Annotated in this window: 27 protein-coding genes; 21 read left to right on the forward strand and 6 right to left on the reverse strand. The window is 67.6% G+C overall.

Annotated elements, in window-relative coordinates:
* The first annotated feature begins 137 nt into the window (after positions 1 to 137).
* The 12 genes from A7W11_RS06040 to A7W11_RS06095 all read left to right on the forward strand — a co-directional run bounded on the left by A7W11_RS06040 (position 138) and on the right by A7W11_RS06095 (position 10,394).
* Positions 138 to 1,040: a LysR family transcriptional regulator gene (locus A7W11_RS06040; protein WP_066410037.1), complete on the forward strand. Its 903-nt coding sequence runs from the start codon at positions 138 to 140 to the stop codon at positions 1,038 to 1,040.
* A gap of 172 nt (positions 1,041 to 1,212) precedes the next feature.
* Complete coding sequence (locus A7W11_RS06045; protein ID WP_066410039.1) at positions 1,213 to 2,862, forward strand: thiamine pyrophosphate-binding protein; 1,650 nt, start codon at positions 1,213 to 1,215, stop codon at positions 2,860 to 2,862.
* A gap of 56 nt (positions 2,863 to 2,918) precedes the next feature.
* The gene (locus A7W11_RS06050) at positions 2,919 to 3,677 is read left to right on the forward strand and encodes a succinate dehydrogenase/fumarate reductase iron-sulfur subunit (RefSeq protein WP_066410040.1); all 759 of its coding nucleotides are present in this window, start codon (positions 2,919 to 2,921) and stop codon (positions 3,675 to 3,677) included.
* A gap of 3 nt (positions 3,678 to 3,680) precedes the next feature.
* Positions 3,681 to 4,016, forward strand: coding sequence for a succinate dehydrogenase/fumarate reductase transmembrane subunit (locus A7W11_RS06055; RefSeq protein ID WP_066410042.1), 336 nt, complete (start codon positions 3,681 to 3,683; stop codon positions 4,014 to 4,016).
* Positions 4,013 to 4,360, forward strand: coding sequence for a succinate dehydrogenase/fumarate reductase transmembrane subunit (locus A7W11_RS06060; RefSeq protein WP_066410044.1), 348 nt, complete (start codon positions 4,013 to 4,015; stop codon positions 4,358 to 4,360). The genes A7W11_RS06055 and A7W11_RS06060 overlap by 4 nt, the downstream gene beginning before the upstream one ends.
* Positions 4,361 to 4,362: 2 nt before the next feature.
* On the forward strand, positions 4,363 to 6,138 hold the full coding sequence (locus tag A7W11_RS06065; protein ID WP_066410050.1) for an L-aspartate oxidase: 1,776 nt from the start codon (positions 4,363 to 4,365) through the stop codon (positions 6,136 to 6,138).
* 49 nt (positions 6,139 to 6,187) lie between these two features.
* The gene (locus A7W11_RS06070; protein ID WP_066410051.1) at positions 6,188 to 7,147 is read left to right on the forward strand and encodes a fumarate hydratase; all 960 of its coding nucleotides are present in this window, start codon (positions 6,188 to 6,190) and stop codon (positions 7,145 to 7,147) included.
* The gene (locus A7W11_RS06075; protein ID WP_066410052.1) at positions 7,117 to 7,803 is read left to right on the forward strand and encodes a fumarate hydratase C-terminal domain-containing protein; all 687 of its coding nucleotides are present in this window, start codon (positions 7,117 to 7,119) and stop codon (positions 7,801 to 7,803) included. The genes A7W11_RS06070 and A7W11_RS06075 overlap by 31 nt, the downstream gene beginning before the upstream one ends.
* Positions 7,804 to 7,865: 62 nt before the next feature.
* Positions 7,866 to 8,702 carry an amidohydrolase family protein gene (locus A7W11_RS06080; protein WP_066410055.1) on the forward strand — a complete coding sequence of 279 codons (837 nt, stop codon included), beginning with the start codon at positions 7,866 to 7,868 and terminating at the stop codon, positions 8,700 to 8,702.
* Between the two features lie 99 nt (positions 8,703 to 8,801).
* A complete protein-coding gene (locus A7W11_RS06085; protein WP_066410057.1) occupies positions 8,802 to 9,683 on the forward strand; it encodes a LysR family transcriptional regulator in 882 nt (293 codons plus the stop codon).
* 106 nt (positions 9,684 to 9,789) lie between these two features.
* Positions 9,790 to 10,071, forward strand: coding sequence for a type II toxin-antitoxin system Phd/YefM family antitoxin (locus A7W11_RS06090; RefSeq protein ID WP_066410058.1), 282 nt, complete (start codon positions 9,790 to 9,792; stop codon positions 10,069 to 10,071).
* Complete coding sequence (locus tag A7W11_RS06095) at positions 10,068 to 10,394, forward strand: type II toxin-antitoxin system RelE/ParE family toxin (protein WP_066410059.1); 327 nt, start codon at positions 10,068 to 10,070, stop codon at positions 10,392 to 10,394. Before A7W11_RS06090 ends, A7W11_RS06095 begins: the two co-directional genes overlap by 4 nt.
* Positions 10,395 to 10,465: 71 nt before the next feature.
* Here the strand turns inward: A7W11_RS06095 and A7W11_RS06100 are convergent, their stop codons facing one another.
* Complete coding sequence (locus tag A7W11_RS06100; RefSeq protein WP_066410061.1) at positions 10,466 to 11,980, reverse strand: CoA-acylating methylmalonate-semialdehyde dehydrogenase; 1,515 nt, start codon at positions 11,978 to 11,980, stop codon at positions 10,466 to 10,468.
* A 126-nt stretch (positions 11,981 to 12,106) separates the two neighbouring features.
* On the opposite strand from A7W11_RS06100, the gene A7W11_RS06105 reads away from it, so the two are divergent.
* Both A7W11_RS06105 and A7W11_RS06110 read left to right on the forward strand, forming a co-directional pair.
* Complete coding sequence (locus A7W11_RS06105; RefSeq protein WP_066410063.1) at positions 12,107 to 12,856, forward strand: IclR family transcriptional regulator; 750 nt, start codon at positions 12,107 to 12,109, stop codon at positions 12,854 to 12,856.
* A 248-nt stretch (positions 12,857 to 13,104) separates the two neighbouring features.
* Positions 13,105 to 13,599 carry an arsenate reductase ArsC gene (locus A7W11_RS06110; RefSeq protein WP_066410068.1) on the forward strand — a complete coding sequence of 165 codons (495 nt, stop codon included), beginning with the start codon at positions 13,105 to 13,107 and terminating at the stop codon, positions 13,597 to 13,599.
* A gap of 129 nt (positions 13,600 to 13,728) precedes the next feature.
* Here A7W11_RS06110 and A7W11_RS06115 read toward each other — a convergent pair whose 3' ends face one another.
* Complete coding sequence (locus tag A7W11_RS06115; protein ID WP_066410073.1) at positions 13,729 to 14,337, reverse strand: TetR/AcrR family transcriptional regulator; 609 nt, start codon at positions 14,335 to 14,337, stop codon at positions 13,729 to 13,731.
* A gap of 99 nt (positions 14,338 to 14,436) precedes the next feature.
* Here A7W11_RS06115 and A7W11_RS06120 point away from each other — a divergent pair, with 99 nt between their 5' ends.
* Complete coding sequence (locus tag A7W11_RS06120; protein WP_066410076.1) at positions 14,437 to 15,177, forward strand: SDR family NAD(P)-dependent oxidoreductase; 741 nt, start codon at positions 14,437 to 14,439, stop codon at positions 15,175 to 15,177.
* 60 nt (positions 15,178 to 15,237) lie between these two features.
* On the opposite strand, the gene A7W11_RS06125 is transcribed toward A7W11_RS06120, so the two are convergent.
* A complete protein-coding gene (locus tag A7W11_RS06125) occupies positions 15,238 to 15,879 on the reverse strand; it encodes an HD domain-containing protein (protein ID WP_066410080.1) in 642 nt (213 codons plus the stop codon).
* Positions 15,880 to 15,993: 114 nt separating this feature from the next.
* On the opposite strand from A7W11_RS06125, the gene A7W11_RS06130 reads away from it, so the two are divergent.
* From A7W11_RS06130 to A7W11_RS27890, 3 genes are all read left to right on the forward strand, one after another.
* Complete coding sequence (locus A7W11_RS06130; RefSeq protein ID WP_066410082.1) at positions 15,994 to 16,953, forward strand: GlxA family transcriptional regulator; 960 nt, start codon at positions 15,994 to 15,996, stop codon at positions 16,951 to 16,953.
* 140 nt (positions 16,954 to 17,093) lie between these two features.
* Entirely contained in the window at positions 17,094 to 17,540 is a 447-nt protein-coding gene (locus A7W11_RS06135; protein WP_173678810.1) for a hypothetical protein, read from the forward strand.
* A gap of 16 nt (positions 17,541 to 17,556) precedes the next feature.
* Positions 17,557 to 17,733, forward strand: a complete 177-nt coding sequence (locus A7W11_RS27890; RefSeq protein WP_156523002.1) for a hypothetical protein — start codon at positions 17,557 to 17,559, stop codon at positions 17,731 to 17,733.
* A 155-nt stretch (positions 17,734 to 17,888) separates the two neighbouring features.
* On the opposite strand, the gene A7W11_RS06140 is transcribed toward A7W11_RS27890, so the two are convergent.
* Together A7W11_RS06140 and A7W11_RS06145 are read right to left on the reverse strand one after the other, a co-directional pair.
* Positions 17,889 to 18,389, reverse strand: a complete 501-nt coding sequence (locus A7W11_RS06140) for a peroxiredoxin (RefSeq protein WP_066410083.1) — start codon at positions 18,387 to 18,389, stop codon at positions 17,889 to 17,891.
* A 146-nt stretch (positions 18,390 to 18,535) separates the two neighbouring features.
* A complete protein-coding gene (locus A7W11_RS06145; RefSeq protein WP_066410084.1) occupies positions 18,536 to 19,222 on the reverse strand; it encodes a GntR family transcriptional regulator in 687 nt (228 codons plus the stop codon).
* A 240-nt stretch (positions 19,223 to 19,462) separates the two neighbouring features.
* On the opposite strand from A7W11_RS06145, the gene A7W11_RS06150 reads away from it, so the two are divergent.
* From A7W11_RS06150 to A7W11_RS06160, 3 genes are all read left to right on the forward strand, one after another.
* On the forward strand, positions 19,463 to 19,888 hold the full coding sequence (locus A7W11_RS06150) for a carboxymuconolactone decarboxylase family protein (protein ID WP_066410090.1): 426 nt from the start codon (positions 19,463 to 19,465) through the stop codon (positions 19,886 to 19,888).
* Positions 19,885 to 20,808: an NAD(P)-dependent oxidoreductase gene (locus A7W11_RS06155; RefSeq protein WP_066410092.1), complete on the forward strand. Its 924-nt coding sequence runs from the start codon at positions 19,885 to 19,887 to the stop codon at positions 20,806 to 20,808. Before A7W11_RS06150 ends, A7W11_RS06155 begins: the two co-directional genes overlap by 4 nt.
* Before the next feature lie 102 nt (positions 20,809 to 20,910).
* Positions 20,911 to 21,885 (forward strand): Bug family tripartite tricarboxylate transporter substrate binding protein, encoded by a 975-nt coding sequence (locus A7W11_RS06160; RefSeq protein WP_235816812.1) that lies wholly within the window; start codon positions 20,911 to 20,913, stop codon positions 21,883 to 21,885.
* 13 nt (positions 21,886 to 21,898) lie between these two features.
* On the opposite strand, the gene A7W11_RS06165 is transcribed toward A7W11_RS06160, so the two are convergent.
* Entirely contained in the window at positions 21,899 to 22,798 is a 900-nt protein-coding gene (locus A7W11_RS06165) for a LysR family transcriptional regulator (protein ID WP_066410096.1), read from the reverse strand.
* Between the last annotated feature and the right edge of the window lie 28 nt (positions 22,799 to 22,826).

Consider the following 22,826-nt stretch of genomic DNA (forward strand, 5'->3'; position numbering starts at 1 on the left):
AGCGAGTATTTTTCGGCGTGAGCGAAAGCAAAACTTTACGAACAGCGCCCGCACAGGAGACAAATTCCGCCATCGCCATCCGGCGGCGGGGGAATCCATGACACGGGTCCAAGGCCATCCCGAAGAGGAGCCGCGCCATGTCGTCCATCCGTACCCTCAAGACCTTTCTGGCCGTCGCGCGCCACGGCTCGTTCGCCGCAGCCGGCAAGCACATCGGCCTGACGCCCGCGGCCGTGGGCCTGCAGATCCGCGCGCTGGAGACCGAGCTGCGCTGCCAGTTGTTCGACCGCGGCGCGCGCGCCGCCGTGCTCAATCCCTCGGCACGCCGGCTGTTGCCGCAGATCCAGGAACTGGTGCGCGACTACGAAGACCTGGCCGATGCCGGCGCCTCCGACGGCTTGTCGGGCTCGGTGGTGATGGGTGCGTTGGTGTCGGCGCTGATGGGCGCGTTCTCGGATGCGCTCTGGAGCCTGAAACGCGATCATCCTCGGCTGGACGTGCGCCTGTACGCCGGCATGTCCAGCGATTTCGCGCAGCGCGTCGAGACCGGCGAACTGGACGCCGCGGTGGTGACGCAGCCGCCCCGCGCTTTGCCCAGCATGATGATGTGGACCCCGCTGTACAGCGAACCGCTGGTGCTGGTGGTGCCGCGCCAGCCGCACTTCGCCTTGTCGGCCGACCCGGTGGACGCCTTGCACAACGCACCGTTCCTGCGCTTCGACCACGGCACCTGGACGGGCTATCTGGTGGACGAGGCGGTGCGCCAGTGCGGCGCCGCCGTGCAGGTGGGCATGGAGTTGAATTCGGTGGAGGCCATCGTCGAGCTGGTGCGCCAGGGCATGGGCATCTCCATCGTGCCGCAACTGGCCAATGTGGCCTGGCATCGCGACCGGGCGTTGCGGGTGATTCCGCTGCCGGGCGTGGACGTGCACCGCCATGTGGGCCTGCTGGAACGCCGCCAACATGCGCGTTACCGCTTCACCGATGCCGTCAAAGCGTACTTCTCGGATCGCTCCTGTAGCACCGGCCGGCGGCGTTGACGCCCCGGCCACGGCGGCGGCGCGGGCTTCATGGCTACGGGCTATATCAGTATAAAAATTGAATCAAATAAAACTTGATTCAAAATAAAAGCACAAATAAACTGCCCCTCATCGCAGTCAATCTCTGCGCGCGTCTCTACCCATGGCGCGCCATCGCCGGAGTCCCGTACGCATGTCAGGAGCCCACCTAGTCACCCGCGCGCTGTCGCGCGCCGGGGTCAAGACCGTCTTCAGCCTGTCCGGCAACCAGATCATGCCGATCTACGATGCCTGTATCGACGCGGGCATCCGCATCGTGCACGTGCGCCACGAAGCCGCGGCCGTGCACATGGCCGATGCCTGGGCCCAACTGACCGGTGAGATCGGCGTGGCGTTGCTGACGGCCGCGCCCGGCATCACCAATGGCCTGTCGCCGCTGTATTCCGCCCGCATGGCGGAAAGCCCCGTGCTGGTCCTGTCGGGCGATTCGCCGATGTCGGCGGATGGCACGGGGCCGTTCCAGGAACTGGCCCAGACCGAAATCACCAAACCGCTGGTCAAGCGCGCGCTGCGGCCCACGCGGGCGGCCGAGCTGGACCGCGACGTGACCGAGGCGATCGAATGCGCGCTGTCGGGCCGGCCCGGCCCGGTGCACGTGGCCTTGCCGTTCGATCTACTGTCGCAGGACGTGCAAGACAGCGACGCGCCCGGCCCCGCCGCGCCCCGGCGCCAAAGCACCGCGCTGGCGCCGCAAGCGGCGCAGGCCATCGCGCAGCGCGTGGGGCAAGCCAAGCGGCCGTTGGTGCTGGTGGGGCCGATGCTCAATGCCAGCCGCGCGCCGGGCCTGTTGGCGCGCGCCCGTCAGGCTTTGCAGGCACCCGTCATCCCGATGGAAAGCCCGCGCGGCCTGCGCGATCCCTCTCTGGGCACCTTCGCTTCCTGCCTGGCCGACGCCGACCTCGTGCTGTTGCTGGGCAAGCCGCTGGACTTCACGGTGGCGCATGGCAAGACGCCGGCGTTCCATGCCCAGGCAGGCGTCATCGTGGTGGACCCCGAGGCGTTCCTGCTGGAGCGCGCCGTCAAGGGCCTGGGTGCGCGTCTGCGGGAACATGCGCAGGCCGATGCCGATGACGCCTTGCAAGCCTTGTGCGAGGCCGCCGCCCAGGCATCATCGCCACGCGCCGACTGGCTGGCGCGCGTCGATGCTGCAATCGCCTCGCGCCAACTGGTGGCCGGCACCGGCGGGTTGCCCGATGCGGCCCAACCCTTGCCGCAAGCCATCTGCGGCGCCGTGCAGCAGGCGCTGGATCAGGCCGACGAGCCGATCCTGATCTGCGACGGCGGCGAGTTCGGCCAGTGGGCACAGGCCTTCTGCCAGGCGCCCACGCGCGTCATCAACGGCGTGTCGGGCGCCATCGGCGGCGCGCTGTGCTATGCCATCGCGGCCAGCCTGGCCCGGCCCGACGCCACCATCTTCACCCTGATGGGCGATGGCACGGTGGGTTTCCACCTGTCGGAATTCGAGACCGCCGCCCGCGAGGGCGCGCGATTCGTGGCGGTGGTGGGCAACGATGCCCGCTGGAACGCCGAGCACGTCATCCAGATGCGCGAGTACGGCGCCGACCGCCTGTACGGCTGCCAGCTCAGCGCCGCGGCGCGCTATGACCAGGCCGCGCAGGCGCTGGGCGCGCATGGCGGCTATGCCGACCGGCTGGCCGACGTGGCCGGCGTCATCGACGCGGCCTTGCACAGCGGCAAGCCGGCCTGCCTGGACATCCGCATGGACGGCCAGGCCGCGCCGTCCTTCGCCAGTACCGGCGTGGCCGCCCAGGGCCCGCACTAGGGCACCCCGCGCGCGGCAGTGCCGCGCTTTTCCTCACAAGCACATCGAGGGTATAGATGGAGACAAACACAGTGCCGGCGTCGACCGGCCGGGGCGAACTCGCGCAAAAAATGCTGAAGGTGAGCATCTGGCGCGGCGCCGATCAGGGCGAGTTCGTGCGCTATGACGTGCCCTGGCGCGAGAACCAGACCGTGCTGGACGTGGTCACGGAGATCCAACGGCGCATCGAGCCCAGCCTGTCGTACCGCTTTTCCTGCCGGGTCGGCGTGTGCGGCTCCTGTGCCATGACGGTCAACGGCAAGCCGCGCTGGACCTGCCGCAGCCACGTCAGCCGCGTGCACGAGGACGGCGTGATCCGGATCGAGCCGCTGCGCAACATGCCGCGCATCAAGGACCTGGTCGTGGACATGACCGAGTTCTTCGACAAGTGGCTGAAGGCCGGTGGCCGTTTCATCGGCACGGCCACGCGCGCCGATCCACCGGCGGCCATCGATCCCAAGAGCCGCAGGCGCAAGCAGGCCGACGCCGCCATCGAATGCATCAATTGCGGCGTGTGCTACGCGGCCTGCGACGTGGTGCAGTGGGACAAGGATTACCTGGGCCCGGCCGCGCTGAACCGCGCCTGGAGCCTGGTCAACGACGAACGCCATGCCGACATCAAGGGCCTGATCAAGCAGGCCACCGGGCAGGGCGGCTGCAATTCGTGCCATACGCAAGGCAGCTGCATGACGCATTGCCCCGTGGGCCTGAGCCCGACCGGCAGCATCGCGGGCCTGAAGAAGCGCGCGCTGCTGGAATTCTTCAAGGGGGACTGAGCGATGGAGAACCTGCTGTTCGTCGCCCAGCGGCTGTCGGCCATGGTGATGGGGCCGTTCGTGCTGGTGCACCTGGGCCTGATCCTGTATGCCGTGCGCGGCGGCCTGACCGCCGACGAGATCCTGCAACGCACGCAGGGCAATCCGTACTGGCTGGTGTTCTACACGCTGTTCGTGGTGGCCGCCGCCGTGCATGCGCCCATTGGCGTGCGCAACGTCCTGGTCGAGTGGACCGGGCTGGGCCGCCGCGCCGCCGGCCTGTTCTGTACGGCATTCGGCGTGGTGCTGCTGGCGCTGGGCCTGCGCGCCGTGGTCGCCGTGGGCGGGTGGCTGTCATGAGGTCCCCGCGCAATCACAGGGGATATTGGGCGTTCATCGGCCACCGCGTGTCGGGACTGCTGCTGGCGGTATTTCTGCCGCTGCACTTCCTGGCGCTGGGTCTGGCGCTGGAGGGCGCGGCCCGCTTCGACCGCTTTCTGGTCTTTGCCGAACTGCCGCTGGTGAAGGTGGCGGAGTGGAGCCTGGTGTTGCTGTTGACGATACACATGGCCTTCGGCCTGCGGCTGCTGGTGCTGGAGTTCCTGCCGTGGCGCGATCCGCGCGATGCGCGGCTGGGCTGGGTGGGCTGGGGAACGGGGCTGGCGATGGTGGTCGGCGTGGCCTTTCTGATGGGAGTGTTCTGACCATGCGTATCGAACGCACGAAAACCGACATCCTGGTGCTGGGCTCGGGCGGCGCGGGGCTGTTCGCCGCGCTGCATGCGCGCCAGGCCGATCCGACGCTGGAAGTGACCGTGGCCGTCAAGGGCCTGATGGGCAAGAGCGGCTGCACGCGCATGGTGCAGGGCGGCTACAACGTGGCGCTGGCGCAGGGCGACTCCATCGAGCGCCACTTCATGGACACGATCTCGGGCGGCAAGTGGCTGCCGCGCCAGGACCTGGCCTGGCGGCTGGTGGTGGGCGCGGTCGAGCGGGTGCGCGAGCTGGAGAACGAGATCGGCTGCTTCTTCGACCGCAATCCCGACGGCACCCTGCACCAGAAGGCCTTTGCGGGCCAGACCTTCGACCGCACGGTGCACAAATCCGACCTGACGGGCATCGAGATCATCAACCGGCTGATGGAACAGGTGCGTGGCGCGGGCGTGCGCCGCATGGAAGAGCACCGCGCCATCGAGCTGGTGCCCGCGAAGGACGGCTCGGGCATCGCAGGCGTGCTGTTCATCGACATGCGCGACGGCGGCTACCGCTTCGTGCAGGCCCGCGCGGTGCTGCTGGCCACGGGCGCCGGGCCCACCATGTACCTGTATCACACGCCCTCGGGCGAGAAGACCTGCGACGGCCTGGCCATGGCGTTGCGTTACGGCCTGAAGCTGCGCGACATGGAGATGGTGCAGTTCCATCCCACCGGCCTGCTGGGCGGACCGGACACGCGCATGACCGGCACGGTGCTGGAAGAGGGCCTGCGCGGCGCGGGCGGGCACCTGCTCAACGGCCAAGGCGAACGTTTCATGCAGGGCTACGACCCGCGCGGCGAGCGCGCCACGCGCGACGTGGTCAGCCGCGGCATCTATGCCGAGATGCGCGCCGGGCGCACCAGTCCCATGGGCGGCGTCTACATCCAGATGAGCCACCTGGGCCGCGAGAAAGTCGCCAAGACCTTTCCGGGCATGGTGCAACGCTGCGCCGATTGCGGTTTCGACCTGGCCGGCGGCCGCGTCGAGGTCGTGCCTACCGCGCACTACCTGATGGGCGGCGTCGAGTTCAACGTCGATTGCACCACCGAGTCGCCGGGCTTGTACGCGGCGGGCGAGGACTGCGGCGGCGTGCATGGCGCCAATCGGCTGGGCGGCAACGGCGTGGCCAATTCCACGGTGTTCGGCGGCATCGCCGGGGACTCGATGGCGGCCTTCGTACGCGGCGGCGCGCCCTGGCGCGATCCGGATGAGCGGGTCATCGATGCCGGCATCGCGCGCGCCGAGTACCCGTTCTCGCGGCCGGCGGGGCACACACTGCAGTTGCGCGAGGCGTTGTCTCGCACCATGTGGAACCAGGTCGGCGTGCTGCGTACCCGCGACAGCATCGCGCGCGGCATGGGCGAACTGGCCGGGCATGCCCAGGCCCTGGCCGACGCCGGGGTGCAGGACGGCGACCGCCGCTTCAACCTGAGCTGGCACGACTGGCTGAACCTGGACAGCCTGACCACGATCTCGCGCGTCATCGCCACGGCGGCGCAGGCCCGCGAGGACAGCCGCGGCGCGCATTTCCGCGAAGACTTCCCCGACACCGGCGACCTGGCGGGCAGCCGCTATACCCAGGTCTCGCAGCACGCGGACGGATCGTTGGCCTTGAAGCTGGTGCCCGTGTCGTTCGACATCGTTTCACCCGGGCAATCGCTGCTTGAGGACGAGGCGGACACGCAGCTCGTGCCCAGCCCGGCGGCGGCAGAGGCCCAGTTGGCCTGATTCCACCCCGGGGCCTCGATGCCCCGGACTCATGACAAAGGAGACCATGATGAGCATCAGCATCGACAGGGTCGAAGCCGCGGCGTACGAGATCATGTCGCGCGCGGCCATCGACATTCCCGAAGACTACGAGCGCGGCATCAAGCAGATGCGCCAGGCGGAAACCGGCAAGCTGGCCCGCTTCGTCCTGCATGCCATGGAAGAGAACTGGGAGGCCGCGGGCAAGGACCGCCGCCCGATGTGCGCGGACACCGGCCTGCCGCGCTACTACGTGAAGGTGGGCAACGAGGCCCGGGTGGAAAACGGCTTCGTGGCCGTGGAGCGCGCCTTGCGCTGGGCCACGGCGCGCGCCACGGTGGACGTGCCCCTGCGGCCCAACCGGGTGCATCCGCTGTGGCGCACCGAGCACAACAACAACGTCGGCATCAACGCGCCCGAGATCGAGTGGACCTTCGAGCCCGATGCGGACTGGATCGACATCACCACCGTGCACAAGGGCGGGCTGTTCGGCACGGATTACCGCATGCTGTTTCCGGGTGACGGCATCGACGGCATCAAGCGCTTCGTGCTGGATGGCCTGATCGCCTTCGGTAAGCGGGGCCTGGCGTGCCAGCCGGCCATCGTGGGCATCGGCATCGGGGGCTCGAAGGACACCTGTATGCAACTGGGCAAGCAGGCGGCCTGCCTGCGCATCGTGGGCGACCGCAACCCCGACCCGCGCATCGCCGAACTGGAACTGGAGCTGAAGCAGCTGGGCAACTCCATCGGCATGGGCGCCATGGGTTTCGTGGGCTCGTCGATGGTGGTGGACTGCCACATCGAGGTGGGCTACACGCACACCGGCGGCATGCCCGTCAGCATGCATACCTTCTGCCTGTCGTCGCGCCGCGCGACGGCGCGCATCCACGCGGACGGACGCATCGAGTACCGCACCGATCCGCAATGGTTCACCCCATACATGCGCAGGGAGACAGTCGAATGGCCGACCGAAACGACAGTGACGATCTGAAGGTGTTCCGGCTCGATCTGCCGGCCTGCGACGAGGACATCGCAAAGCTGGAGATCGGCTCGGTGGTGTACATGACGGGCACGATCTATACGGCTCGCGAAGGCGTCTACCAGAAGGTGCTGGGCGACGGCGTGCCGCTGCCCGCGGATCTGCGCACCCTGAGCAACGTCAACTTCCATTGCTCGCCGGCTGCCGCGCCGGACGGCAATGGGGGCTACAACGTGGGCGCCGTCACCGCCACGGCCAGCTTCCGCTTCTCGAAATGGATGGATCGCTGGCTGGCCCTGACCGGCACGCGCATCGTCATCGGCAAGGGCGGCATGCCGCACGAGGATTATGCAAGAGTCATGGTGCCGCACGGCGCGGTCTACCTGACCACCGTGGGCTACGGCACCGGCGCCTTGCTGGGGCGGGGCATCCAGCGCGTGCGCGAGGTGCATTGGCTGGACGAGCTGGGCATCGCGCAAGCCATGTGGATCTTCGACGTGAAGGACTTCGGGCCGTTCATCGTGGAGAGCGACGTGGCGGGCAACTCGCTGTTCCAGCAGCACGGCGAGCAGGTCAATGCCGGCATCGACGCCCTGTACGCCGGGCTGAAGCCGCCCGCGCTGCACCGCTACGGCGAGACCGACGACCGCAAGAAGGAAGTGATGTAGGAGCGCGTCGGCGCACTGGCCGCCGCGCGCCGGCACAGGCACAGGCACACATAGGAGACCGCATGGATATCATCGATTTCAGGCTGCGTCCGCCCGTGGGCGGCTTTCTGGACACCCTGATGTACAACGCTGGCGAGCGCCGCGACGGCTTCACCCGCACGGTGGGCTTCGAGCCGTCGCCCGCCGCGCAGCAGCAGTCCATGGATCTGCTGCTGGCCGAGATGGACCGCGCCCGCGTGGCGCACGGCGTGGTGGTGGGGCGCTTGGCGGGGATGCTGGGCAGCGTGTCCAACGACGACGTGCTGGGCATCATGCGCCAGCATGGTTCCCGCTTCATCGGCGCGGCGTCCATCGACCCGACCTCGCGGCGCGGCGCCTGCGACACCATAGACCGGGCGCTGGAGCAGGGCTTCAAGCTGGTCAACATCGAGCCGGGCGCGTATCCGGTGCCCATGTATGCGGACGACCGCAGGCTGTATCCCATCTACGCGCACTGTGAAGACCGGCAAGTGCCGGTGATCATGATGGTGGGCGGCACGGCGGGGCCGGACCTGAGCTATTCCGATCCGATCCGCACCGACCGCGTGCTGGCGGATTTTCCGTCGCTGAAGGTGGTGGTGGCGCATGGCGGCTGGCCCTGGGTGAACGAGATCCTGCACATCGCCTTTCGCCGACCGAATCTGTACCTGTCGCCCGACATGTATTTCTCGCGCATGCCGGGCTGGGAGGAATATGTGAAGGCTGCCGATGGGTTTCTGGCCGACCGCATGCTGTATGCCAGTTCGTTTCCGTTCTGCCCGGTGCAGGGCTATCGCGAATGGTTCGAGACATTGCCGCTGCGGCCAGAGAACCGCCAGAAGGTCATGGCCGAGAACGCGCGTCGACTGTTGGGGCTGTGAGGGCCGGCGCGGCGCCCGCTCTTGCCAGGACACGCTCGTCTACAATCGCCCGCACCCCTGCACAGGCAGCCGTTCGCGGGCTGCCGAACCTGGAGCCCCATGGACGTCAAGACCCTGTACACCCTCGTGGCCATCGCCGACCGTGGCAGTTTCGCCGAAGCGGGCAAGGCGATCGGACTGTCGCTGTCGGCGGTCAGCATGCAGATGCGCGCCCTGGAAGACGAGCTGGGCATCGTGCTGTTCGACCGCACCCGGCGCCCGCCGGTGCTGACGGCCAGCGGCGTGAACCTGATCGACCGCGCGCGCGACCTGATCGCGCACTGGGAAAGCCTGAGCGACAGCCTCAAGCGCGACGCCGCCAGCGGCGTGCTGAAATTGGGCGCGGTGCATACCTCGGTGTCGGGCGTGCTGCCGCTCGCCCTGCGTCATCTGCAGAAGCATGGGCAGGGCATCGAGATCCGTCTGACCACGGGACTGACCCACGAGCTGGAAATGGCCGTGTTCCATGGCCAGTTGGATGCAGCCGTGGTGACCGAGCCCGAAGTCAGCCGGGGCGACCTGGAGTTCCATGCCTTCTTCGAAGAGCCCATGGTGGTGATCGCGCACAAGGACGCCACCGGCCAGACCGACCAGGAACTGCTGCGCAACAATCCCTACGTGCGCTTCAACCGCATGGCGCGCGTGGGCCGCATGGTGAACGCCGAGATGGAGCGGCGCGGCCTGCCCGTGACGTCCTCCATGGAAATCGATTCGGTCGAAGGCGTGATCGCCATGGTGGCCAACGGGCTGGGCGTGTCGGTCGTGCCCAATCGCGGCGTGGCCAACGAGTTCCCCGCCACGATTCGCACGGTGCCGTTCGGCGATCCACCCATCATGCGCAAGCTGGGGCTGCTGATGCCGCGCGACAATCCAAGGGCGCATTTTTCGCAGACGCTGCTGGAGGCGTTGCGGAAGGTGTCTACACCGAAAGCGCGGAAATGAAGCGAAGTATGCCGGCCGCGGGCAGGACAACACGATCCTCCTGTATTTCAAGGTCGGACTGAATTTGGACTAAACTTGGTTCGCTTGCTTCCGAGGGAGAGCCTCCGTGAAATACTCAACCCAAGTCAAACCCATCAGCTATCTCAAAAGCCACGCCGCGGAGATCGTCAAGGATCTTGCCGAGCGTCGTGAGCCGATGCTCATCACCCAGAACGGCGAAGCCAAACTTGTCGTGATGGATGTTCAAAGCTACGAGGAGCAAGAGCAGACCATTGCTCTTCTGCAGCTTCTGGCGCTCGGCCGCAGAGAGATCGAAGAAGGCCGGGTGGTCCAGGCCGCGGATGCCTTCGCGAAGATCGAGGAGATGGACGCGGAAGACGCCGAATGAGCTACAAGGTCGTCTTGCTTCAATCCGCCGTCGATGATCTGCATGACATCCGGCGTTATGTCCGAAAGCACTTTTCCCAGGAGGTTTGGCTGGATTCCTATGCCAGGATCAAGAAAGCCATCTTGAACCTGGAGCAGTTTCCCCAGGTGGGACACGCTCCGCCTGAGTTGCCCGCCACCCATTTTCTCGAAATCATTGCGGTCAAGAACCGGGTCATTTACGAAGTGGCGGGCGACACCGTCCTCATTCATCTGATCTGCGACTCACGGCAGGATTTCAAGACCAAGCTTGCAAGACGTCCCATTCGTACACTCAGGCCGTAGGTAGAGCGAGGTCTGGCGATGAAGGGCCACCGTGCCCCGTTGGTGGACCCTCATCATTCGTGGCGCGCGGCTTACTTCGCCGTCGGCATCGCGAATTCCGCGCCCTTGGCGATGCTTTCCGGCCAGCGCTGCATCACCGACTTCTGGCGCGTGTAGAAGCGCACGCCTTCCTCGCCATAGGCGTGCATGTCGCCGAACAGGCTCTTCTTCCAGCCGCCGAAGCTGTGCCAGGCCATGGGCACCGGAATCGGCACGTTGATGCCCACCATGCCGACCTTGATCTGGCGGGCGAATTCGCGCGCCACGTTGCCGTCGCGGGTGTAGCAGGCCACGCCGTTGCCGTAGGCGTGGGCGTTGATCAGGCGCACGGCCTCGGCAAAGTCGGGCACGCGCACGCAGCACAGCACCGGACCGAAGATCTCTTCCTGGTAGATCACCATGTCGGGCGTGACGCGGTCGAACAGCGTGCCGCCGGTGAAGAAGCCTTCTTCATGGCCCGGCACCTTCAGGCCGCGGCCGTCGACCACCAATTCGGCGCCTTCGGCGATGCCCTTCGCGATGTAGCCCTCGATGCGCTCCAGTGCCTGGCGCGTGACGATGGGGCCCATTTCGGCGTCGGCCTCCATGCCGTTCTTGATGACCAGCGAGCGGGCGCGATCAGCCAGCTTGGGCAGCACCCGGTCGGCCGCTTCGCCCACCAGTACCGCCACCGAGATGGCCATGCAGCGTTCGCCCGCGCTGCCGTAGGCCGCGCCGATCAGGCCGTCGACGGCCTGCTCCAGGTCGGCGTCGGGCATGACCACCATGTGGTTCTTGGCGCCGCCCAGCGCCTGTACGCGCTTGCCGTTGCCGGCGCCCGTCTGGTAGATGTACTGCGCGATGGGCGTGGAGCCCACGAAGCTCAGCGCCTCGACCTCGGGATGGTGCAGCAGCGCGTCCACGGCCTCCTTGTCGCCGTTGACCACGTTGAACACGCCGTCGGGCAGGCCGGCTTCGGTCAGCAGGCGGGCCATGAACAGGCCGGCCGAGGGATCGCGCTCGCTAGGCTTCAGGATGAAGGTGTTGCCGCAGGCCAGCGCCACCGGGAACATCCAGCACGGCACCATGCACGGAAAGTTGAAGGGTGTGATGCCCGCGACCACGCCCAGAGGCTGGCGCATCGTCCAGTTGTCGATGCCGGTGGAGACCTGGTCGGTGTAGTCGCCCTTGAGCAACTGCGGAATGCCGCAGGCGAACTCGATGACGTCGATGCCGCGCATGACTTCGCCCTGCGCGTCGCTGAAGACCTTGCCGTGCTCGGCCGTGATGATGGCGGCCAGTTCGTCGCGGCGCTCGTTCATCAGGGCCAGGAAGCGGTTGAGCACGCGCGCGCGGCGGATGGGCGGCGTGCTGGACCAGCCGGGCAGGGCGGCGCTGGCGGCGGCCACCGCGCTTTCGACTTCGGCGGAGGTGGCCAGCGACACCTGGCGGGCGACCTTGCCCAGCGCGGGGTTGAAGACGTCGGCGGCGCGGCCGCTCTGGCCGGCAATTTCGTGGCCGTTGATGTGGTGGCCCAGCGTGCCCTGGTGCGCGTATGCCTGCGGCATGGTCTGCTCCTTCGATGCTCGTTTGAGAAAGACGGATCGGCCTGAAAAACGCGTGATCCGTCTGTTGACCGATTGGTGATCGTTCAATACAATGAACGACGTTCATAATCCAGAACAAAAGGTACCATGACCGATACCGCGAGTAAAGCGCCGGCCGTCGTGCGCGCGTTCGCCATCCTCGATGCGTTGGCCGGCAGCCCCCGCGCGCTGGGCATCGCCGATCTGTCCCGCCTGCTGGATCTGCCCAAGAGCACCACGCATGGCCTCATCCATACGCTGGTGGCCGAAGGCGCCATCCGGCCCGACAACGGCGGCTACCGGCTGGACTCGCGCGTGCTGCCCTGGGCCACGGGCTTTTCGCAGCAGAACGAACGCGTGGGGCGCTTCCTGCAGCTGGTCGAAAGCGAAGCCGCGCTCGAAGGCGAAACCGCCATGCTGTCGGTGGTCGACGGCGTGGACGTGCTGTACGTGGCCACGCGGCCCGGCAGCAAGCCCTTGTCGGTCAACTTCAAGCCTGGCGTGCGCATTGCGTTGCAATGCACGGCCTCGGGCAAGGCCATGCTGGCGCTGCTCGATGAAGCCGATTGCGCCGCGCGCGTGGCGGCGCTGCGCTACGAGGCCCTGACGGCGCACAGCCTGTCGGGGCCGGCCGACGTGGCGCGCGAACTCGACAGGGTGCGCGCGCAGGGTTACGCCACCGACGACGAAGAAACCGCACAGGGCCTGCTGTGCCTGGGCGCGGCGGTGCGCGATGCGCAGGGCCAGCCCGTGGCGGGCGTGGCGGTCAGCGTGGTGAAGTCGACGGTGGATGCGGCAAGGCGCCAGGCTTTGCAGGACGGCATCGTGAATCTGGCGCGGCGGCTGTCGCTGGGGTAGCGGCAGGCACCGATCCGGTCACGCCTGATGATGCTCTGGCGGGGACGGGCAGGGCGGCGCGGCGCCAACCCCCGCCATGCAAGGCGCGCGATCTCGGCGGCGCCTTCGGGCGGCGGGCTCCGCTGGCCGCAAACATCCACACATTTGCAAACATTCTGGTCTTCAATGTCGCAAGCCGCCCGGTTGCGACATCCAAGTACGCCTGGCGGCGGGTTGCTATCGAAAAAATCCTGAAGCCGAGGTTTCCCATGTCGGAAAAGATCTACAACGTGCTGTTCGTCTGCACGGGCAATTCCGCCCGCTCCATCCTGGCCGAGGGCCTGCTCAATGGGATGGGCCGCGGCCGGTTCGTGGCCCATTCCGCCGGCAGCCATCCGCGGGGCGAAGTGCACCCCATGGCCCTGGCCACGCTGGAACGCCTGCGCATGCCCGCCGCCGGCTACCGCAGCAAGAGCTGGGTCGAGTTCGCGCAGGCCGGCGCGCCGCCGGTCGATTTCATCATCACCGTGTGCGACAGCGCCGCGGGCGAAACCTGCCCGGTGTGGCCCGGCAAGCCGATGTCGGCGCACTGGGGCGTGCCCGATCCGGTGGCGGTCGAAGGCTCGGAAGAAGTGCGCATGCGCGCTTTCCAGGACGCGGCCGTGATCATCAAGCGCCGCATCGAGCTGTTCCTGTCGCTGCCCATGGCCAGCCTGGACGCCATGTCGATGCAGCGCGAGCTGCACGACATCGGCAAGTCGTAAGCCGGAACAGGGCCGCGGGGCCGCGCGGGGATCACCAGAGATCCGCCCCGTGGCCCGCCATGCCTGCTTCCGCCCGCCTGCGTTCGGGAGCCGGATTGCGCGGCGGGCCGCACGGGCGGCGCCGGCGGGTCACCCCGCCGACACCAGCGCCGGCCATGCGGCCAACGCCGCCTGCGCGACGGCTTCCAGTTCCACCTGGCTGGCGCCATCGCGCGCCTGGATCGACATGCCTTGCTGCACGGTGACGTAAAACCGCGCGATGGCGTGCAGATCGGTCCCGCGCGCGATTTCGCCCGTGTCTACCGCCGGCGACAGGCGGTCGGCCAATTGGGCGATGTTCTGGACACGCATGGCCGACAGATCGGCGCGCACGGCGTCGTTGCTTCCATTGGCCTGCAGGGCCGACAACACCACCATGCAGCCGTTGGGCCTGCCCGGCCGCGTGTAGACACGCGCCGACGCCATCAGCATGGCTTGGACCGCCTCGCGCGCCGTGCGGGCGCGCTGCACACCCTGCTGGATTTCCGCGCCCTCCACCGAAACGTACAGGGCCAGCGCCTCGCGGAACAGTCCGTCCTTCGAGCCGAACGCCGCATAGAGACTGGGCGCCGCGATGCCCATGGCCGCCGTCAATTCCGCCATCGACGCGCCTTCGTAGCCGCGTTCCCAGAAGACTTCCATGGCGCGGGCAAGCGCCTGCCGGCGATCGAAAGCGCGCGGTCGGCCACGTTCTGCCATGATTCGCTCCATTTATTTAATGATCGTTATATAATTCAACCCACGGCTGGCCAGCCTGCGTTCCGAACCTGTCGATCACTGAAAAGAAAGGAGTTTGCCATGCCGTCACTCGCAGGGAAAAAAGCATTCGTCACCGGCGCCAGCCGGGGCATCGGCGCGGCCATCGCGCGCCGTCTGGCGGCCGAGGGCGCGGACGTCGCCATCGGCTACGAGCGGTCGGCCGAGGCTGCCGACACCTTGGCCGCGGAAATTCGCCGGGGCGGGCGCCGCGCGGTCGCGGTGCGGATGAGCGCCTCGGAGCCTGCCTCGGTCAAGCAGGCGGTGGACCGCGCGGCATTCGAGCTGGGGGGCCTGGACATCCTGATCAACAATGCGGGTATCTTCCGCGGCGGGCCGGTCGAAGGGCTGACGCTGCAGGAGGTCGATGAAGTGCTGGCCGTGAACGTGCGCGCCGTCGTGCTGGCGTCCCATGCGGCCTTGGCCCATCTGCCGGAGGGCGGACGCATCGTATCGATCGGCAGCAACCTGGCCACGCGCGTGCCCGACGCCGGCATGAGCCTCTACGCCTTGAGCAAATCCGCGCTGATCGGCTGGACCCAGGGCCTGGCGCGCGACCTGGGGCCGCGCGGCATCACGGTGAATCTCGTGCATCCGGGCTCCACCGATACCGATATGAATCCGGCCGATGGTCCGCAGGCCGCGCAGCAGGCCCAGCGCATGGCCATCAAACGCTATGGCAAGGCGGACGACGTGGCGGCGCTGGTGGCGTTCGTGGCCGGGCCGCAGGCAGGGTCCATAAACGGCGCGGGGCTGACGGTCGACGGCGGCGCCAACGCCTGAGAGAGCGCCGGATGCGATGTGATCGGCCTGGCGTCGTGCAGCGGGCCACGCCATCGGCGTTCAGGCATTCCAGGCCGATTGGCGGATCACGTCGCAGAAATTCCCCGGTCTGAACGCCGCTTCCTTGTCGGCGATGACGTCCCCCTTGACGTTGCCAAAGGTGGTCTGCGGCTTGTGGCGGATCCCGTCGTAGAAGGCCTGGATGATGTCTTCCTTGAACCGGCCGCCGCGCGGATGCGCCGCCACGATGGCCTCGCGCTGCGCATCGGTGTAGTCCGGATAGGCCAGGCCGAGCACGTCCATCTCCACGCCGGCCGTCACCAGCGCCACGACGGGATGCATGTGCCGCGGAATGCCTGGCGTGGTGTGCAGGGCGATCGCCGTCCACACGGTATCGATGTCCTGTTGCGCGATGCCGCGCGCGCTCAGGAAGTCGCGCGCGCAATTGGCGCCGTCCACCTCGAAGCGCTCGCAGGCGCTGCTGTGCTGGTGGGTCAGGCCCAGGTCATGGAACATGCAGCCGCAATACAGCAGCTCGGGATCGAAGGCCAGACCGCGGCGCTTGCCTGCCAGGGCGCCGAAGTAATAGACCCGGCTCGAATGATGAAAGAGCAGGGGTGAAGCCGTATCGCGCACCAGTTCGGTGATCTCGCGGGCAAGCTGGCTGTCGGGAATGGTGATGCCGTCTACGTCGAAGCGCATGGTGGGATTCCGGGTGGGAAGAGAGGCCTCCATTTTGGGTCGCCGCACCTCCGTCTTGAATAGACGGGATACGTCATATACTGCCATTTTGCTTGAACGAGCGACATACGCATCATGGCCCGGACGATCGTCATCCTCGCGCTACCCGGCGTGCAACTGCTGGACGTATCCGGCCCCCTGGACGTGTTCGCGCAGGCCAATGCCGAGGCGGGGCGCGCCATCTATACGCTGCGGGTGGCGGCCTGCGAGCCGGGCCCCGTGCGCAGCTCGTCCGGGGTTCGCCTGCTGCCCGACCTGGTGGTGGGAGAGGCGTGTCCCGCCATCGACACCCTGCTTGTCGCGGGCGCGCCGCATGCCGTGCATGCGGTCCTGAACAACGGCGTGACGCAATGGCTGCGGGACACCGCCTCGCGCGCCAGACGTTATGGTTCGATTTGTACCGGGGCGTTTCCCCTGGCCGCCGCGGGCCTGTTGGATCGGCGGCGCGTGACGACGCATTGGGCCGCCGCGCAGGCGCTGGCCGACGCCTGCCCGGGCGCGACGGTGGAGGAAGACGCGCTGTATGTCCGCGACGGTAAATTGCGCACGGCGGCAGGCGTCACCGCCGGCATGGATCTGGCCTTGGCGTTGATCGAGGAAGATCTGGACCGCGAGATCGCTGCCCGCGTCGCATCCCAGCTGGTGATGTATTTCAAGCGTCCCGGCGGACAACTGCAGTTCAGCCGGACGGGGCAAGCGAGACCGGTCGGGCGCACTGTGCTGCAGGAGGTGCAGCGCTGGGTGGCCGCCCATCCCGCCTTGCCGCTGTCGGTGCAGGCGCTGGCCGATCATGCGGGAATGAGCCCGCGGCACTTCGCGCGGCTGTTCCTCGCCGAAGTCGGCATGACGCCGGCGGCCTGGGTCGAAATGACCCGCGTGGCCGCCGCACGGACCCTGCTGGAGCAGGGCATGGCGCCCAAGGCGGTGGCCAATCGCTGTGGCTTTGCCAATGCGGATACGTTGCGCCGCGCATTCGCCCGGCACGTCGGCGTGACCCCCGCCGACTATCGCAAACATCACGGCAAATCGCCCTGATACCGACGCAGCACCTGCTTACGAACGTTCATGTCTTGCTTACGCCTGCGTGGGTAAGATGGTTTTGCCAGATTCCGCAACGAACAACAAAGGTCAAGGCCACGCGCGCCCGAGCCGGACTTTCTGACGGAGAACTAACCATGCACAAGCGTATTCAAGGCCTGATGATTCCGCTGCTGATGGCAGCGGCGCTGGGAACAGCACATGCCCAACAAATGCAGACACGGGGCGAGAACTCGGGCGGCAGCGCCACCCAGCAGACCGCCCCGGTCACCAGCGCCAGCGGCAAGCCCGTGCGCAGCCCCATCGTGGTGGACGGCAAGGGCTGGATGGCCGCCAGCGCCGACGAGCGCCGCGCCTTCCTGATCGGCATGGCCAACATGATCGTGGCCGAGTCGGCCTATGCCAAGCGCCACAACCAGGCGGCTCCCGGCGCAGGCGCGCAGATCACCAAAACGCTGGAGAATATGAATCTGTGGCAGGCCTCCGAACGCATCACCGCCTGGTACGGCGCCAATCCCGACAAGATGGGCGCGCCTGTGATGGGCGTGGTGTGGCGCGATCTGGTTGAACAATCCTCCAAGTAATCTCAAGGAGAACGCGATGAAAAAGACTGCCTACAAACTCGCGGCGATCGCCTTGGTCGTCGTGCTGAACGGCTGCGCCACCGCGGCCGGCGGCCTGATCGGGGGCGGTGTGGACCGTGCCTCGGGCGGCGACGGCTCGGCTGGCGCCATGATCGGCGCCGGTACCGGCATGATGATCGACATCTTCCGTTGATGTCCGCGCGCGGCCGCTAGGGCGACCGGCCTTCCGGCCGGGGTGCCCAGCACAGCGCGACACGCGCCAAGCGTCCGACGGCCGGCTGGCCTCGAACGGTTGGCGCGTTTTGCCGTCTGGCAGAACAGCAGGTTCCCTTCAAGCGTTAACAGGCCCTAGACCTGCTCCAGCAGCGACTGTGCGTCGCTGATCTTGAACTCGCCCGGCGCTTCCAGGTTCAGTCTGGCAAGCACGCCGTTCTCGACGATTGCGCTGTAGCGGCGCGAGCGCCAGCCCATGCCCTTGTCGCCCAGGTCCACGGCCAGGCCCAGCGCGTGGGTCCAGCGGGCCGAGCCATCGCCCAGCATGCGGATGGCGCCGATCGCGCCGTGCGCCGCGCCCCACGCAGCCATCACGTGCGCGTCGTTGACCGATACGCACCAGATCTCGTCGATGCCCTTGGCGCGCAGTTGCGCCGCCAGCGCCACGAATTCGGGCAGGTGCCGGGCGGAACAGGTGCGGGTGAATGCGCCGGGCACGGCGAACAGGGCGATGCGCTTGCCGCGCGCCAGTTCGTTGACGTCGTGCGACAGCAGTGTGGGCTCGCCGCCCGCCGGATCTTCGATGCGTTCCATCAAGATGCCGTCAGGCAGGCGTGCGCCGATGGCGATGGTCATATGAGGTCTCCTGGTTGGTGGTGCCGATCAGGTATAGCACGAGCTGCCTGGCAGCTGGATGGGGCCGTCCTGCAAGGCGGGCAACGTCTGCGGCGCCTCGACGTCGCGATAGCGCACGGGTCGGTGACCTGGAGGAGGACACTTGCCTACGTCTGCTTCGCTACCTGCTCGCGCAGTACCTCGAGGGCGGCGCGTTCGGCGTTCGCGATGTGGTCTTGCGCGGCCTGCTGCGCGCCGGCCGCGTCGCGCCGTTCGATACAGGCGAACAGGCGGTCGATCTCGGCCAGGCTTTGCGGCAGGCGCCGGGGGCTGGAGAAAGACGTGGCGCGCAGCAGATTGATGCGCGACAGCATGCCGGGCAGCATGTCCTTGACCAGTTCGTTGTCGCAGCCGGACAGCAGCACATCGTAGAACTCGCGCTTGGCCGCCAGCAGCGTGCCCTGGTCCGCCTGGGCGGCGCAGCGGTGCAGGGCCTGGACGGTGGCGCGCAGTTTCTCGATGTCGGCTTCGCTGGCCAGGCGCGCGAATTCGTGCGCGGCATAGCCTTCCAGCAAGGCGCGCAGGGCATACAGGTCGCGCGCCGCCTTGGCCGTCAGTGTGGCCACGGTCGGGCCGCGATGCGGCTCGATGGCGATCAGGCGCTCGGCCTCCAGCGTGCGCAGGGCTTCGCGCAGGGTGGGGCGGCTGATGCCCAACTGCTCGCACAGTTCCATCTCGCGCAGCTTCTCGCCGCCTTTCAGCCGGCCCTGCATGATCGAGCTGCGCAGGTAGTCCTCGACCCGCGCACGCAGGGTGCTGGGCTTTTCGAACACGGAATCGGACGGCTTGGCCATGTAATCCTCGGCGGGCGGAACGGGCCGGCGTGCGCGGCGCGGCGGCAAAGGCGGAACTATATCCCGCGGCGGCCCCCTTTCAGGGACGCCAAGGTCACGCCAGTATGGCGTTTTTTGTAGTTGACTGCCATTCAGATTGTCTGACAATATAAAAAAGACCGGAGACGACCGAGCGGTCCGGCATCGCGGCGTCCGCGGTTGTCCGCGCACGCCATCCCACCGATTTGAAGGAGACATTCCATGGCAGACAAGCAGAATCCCGTGCAGGACCTGTTCGACCAGGGCCTGAAACTGCGCCGCGAAGTGCTGGGCGCCGAGTACGTGGACGGCTCGCTGGCGCGCGCCAACGATTTCATGATGGCCTTCCAGCGCATCACCACCGAATGGTGCTGGGGGTATGCCTGGGGCCGTTCCGGCCTGGACAAGAAGACGCGCAGCATGCTGAACCTGGCGATGCTGACCGCGCTGAACCGTCCGGCCGAGATCAAGCTGCACGTGAAAGGCGCGCTGAACAATGGCGTCACGGCCGACGAGATCAAGGAGATCCTGCTGCACGCCACCGTGTATTGCGGCATTCCCGCCGGCCTGGATGCCTTCAAGGTGGCCAACGGCGTGCTGGAGGAAGAGGGCGCGTTCAAGGATCCGCCCGCCCGGGGGCAGCAATGAGCGCGGCGGCAGTGCGTGTCGGCTTCATCGGCGTGGGCAGCATGGGGTGGCCGATGGCCAGCCGCCTGCTGCAGGCCGGCCACGGCGTCACGGCCTGCGACGCGCAGCCGGGCCAGGCCGCGCGGTTCGCGAAAGAGGCCGGCGGCCAGGCCGCGTCCAACGGTCGTGAACTGGCCAGGCAGAGCGACGTGGTCATCACCATGCTGCCCACCAGCGTCATCGTCGAGCAGGTGCTGCAAGGGTCCGACGGCGTCTTGGCGGGTATCCAGCCCGGCACCGTCATCATCGAGATGAGTTCCGGCGTGCCCGCCCATACCCAGCGCCTGGCGCGCGCCGTGGCCGAGGCGGGCGGCGAACTGGTGGATGCGCCGGTCTCGGGCGGCGTGCCGCGCGCGCGCACCGGCGAGCTGGCCATCATGTTCGGCGGCGAGGCGGCCACGCTGGAACGCGTGCGGCCGGTGCTGCAGGCGATGGGCACGTCGCTGCTGCATACCGGCGCGGTCGGCAGCGCGCATGCCATGAAGGCGCTGAACAACCTGGTGTCGGCCGGCGGCTTCCTGATCGGCGTGGAGGCCATGCTGATCGGCCAGCAGTTCGGCCTGGATCCCGAGGTGATTGTCGACGTGCTGAACGCCTCGACCGGCACGAACAATTCCACGCAGAAGAAGTTCAAGCAGTTCGTGCTGTCGCGCGCCTTCGATTCGGGCTTCGGCCTGGACCTGATGGTCAAGGACCTGAGCATCGCCCTGGGCATGGCGCAGGACACCGGCACGCCGACGCCGTTCGCGGCGCTGTGCCGCGAAATGTGGGCCTCGGCCGGCAAGTCGCTGGGCAAGGGACAGGACCACACCGCGGTGGCGCGCCTGTCCGAGCACCTGGCGGGCATCGAACTGCAGCCGCACAAGACGCGGCAGTCCTGAGCGGCAGGCCGGCCATCGGGCCGGCCCGCCACCCTCTGATCACGACAAGACATCGGCCCGATGAGGCCGAGGGGCACGGCTTTGTCCGCGTCCAGGAGACAGATGATGAAATCATTCCCCTTGCTGGCGCTGTGCGCCACGCTGGCGGCCGGCCCCGCGCTGGCCCAGGACTATCCGTCGCGCGCCATCTCGATGGTCGTGCCTTATGCGCCAGGCGGTTCGACGGACGGGCTGGCGCGCATCGTCGCCAATGCCATGGGCAAGAACCTTGGCCAGACCCTCGTGGTCGAGAACCTGGGCGGCGGCGGCACCATGATCGGCAACCAGCGCGTGGCGCGCGCCGCGCCCGACGGCTACACCATCACCTTCGGCAATATGGGCTCGCTGGCGATCGCGCCATCGCTGTATCCCAGGTCGAAGTTCGACCCGCGCCGGGACATGGTGGGCATCGGACTGGTGGCCACCGTGCCGATGGTGCTGTCGGCCAGCAAGGCCAGCGGCATCACCAGCGTGAAGCAGATGCTGGACACACTGCGCGCCAAGCCCAATGCGCTGAATTTCGGCAATGCGGGTTCGGGCTCGACCAGCCACATTGCGGCGGCGAACTTCCTGTTCGTGACCGGCACTCAGGGCACGCAGGTGCCGTATCGCGGCGCGGGACCGGCCATCGCGGACCTGATGGCGGGCACCGTGGACGCGGTGATCGACCAGACCGTCACGATGATCCCGCTGCACACCTCGGGCCGGGTGACGGCCCTGGCGGTTGCCTCGGGCAAGCGGTTGCCGCAGTTGCCCGACGTGCCCACGTTCGCCGAGGCGGGCGTGCCGCAGTTCGACCTGAGCGTGTGGAACGGCATCGCGGCCCCGGCCGGCACGCCCGCGCCCGTGATCGCGCGGCTGGAGCAGGCCTTGAACGCGGCGTTGCAGGATCCCGAGGTGATCGCCTCGCTGGAGAACCTCGCCGCGGTGGCGCCCGTGGGCAGCGAGCGGGGATCGGCCGCTTTCCAGGCGCTGATCGCGAAGGACGTGCCGCGTTTCGCGGCATTGATCGAGGCGGCCGATGTGACGGTGAACTGAGCGCCGCCGGCCCTCAGAGGAACAGCCGCGCCATCTCCAGCCCCCGGATGATCGCGGCGGTGGCGTCCACCAGCGGCGGCAGCGGTTCGCGCACGGGCAGCGCCAGCGTCAGGTTGTTCATGATGACCGGCTCGGCGATCTCCGAGTACACCAGCGCATCCTGTCCCGGCATGTCGTGCAGCGCCGACCGGGGAAGAATGGTGTACAGCGTATCCTGCGCCATGGTCTGCAGGATGGTGTGCACCACGTCCACCTCGGCCACGATGTCCAGCGTCACGTCCAGTTCACGGCAGGTCCTGTCCACCAGCATGCGGATGGTGTTGGGCGCGCTGGGCAGCACCAGCGGATAGCGGTTCAGGTCGCGGGCCCGCACGCGCGGCGGCGGCAGCGGCCGGCATGTCTTGCTGTAGGCCAGCACCAGGTCTTCGCGGTACACCGATTCGAAACGCACCAGCGTCGAGGGCGGCGGGTCGTACAGCAGGGCCAGGTCGACGCGGTCTTTCGCCAGCCACTCGTTCATCTCCGAGCTCAGGCCCTCGGCCAGCGTCAGCGCGGCCTCGGGATGCAGGCGGCGGAAGGTCTGCACGATGTGCGGCGCCAGGCGGCGCGCCACCCGATGGGGCATGCCCAGCCGCACCTTGTCCTGCGTGGTGGACGCGTAGGCGCGCATGTCGTCCTTGGCGTGCAGGGCCAGCGCATCCAGCGCCTTGGCGTGCGCCAGGAAACGCAGGCCCGCCGGCGTGGGTTCGACGCCGCGTCCGGTGCGCACCAGCAGGTGGTGGCGCAGTTCGGTTTCCAGCAACTGGATCTGCCGGCTGAGCGAGGGCTGCGACAGCCCCAGCACGTCGGCTGCGCGCGACAGGCTGCGCATTTCGCAGGCCATGATGAAGTAGCGGATTTGCTTGAGATCCATGCGCGCAATGGTATACGTTTTTTCTATA

This window comes from Bordetella ansorpii, assembly GCF_900078315.1.
Taxonomy (GTDB): domain Bacteria; phylum Pseudomonadota; class Gammaproteobacteria; order Burkholderiales; family Burkholderiaceae_B; genus Bordetella; species Bordetella ansorpii.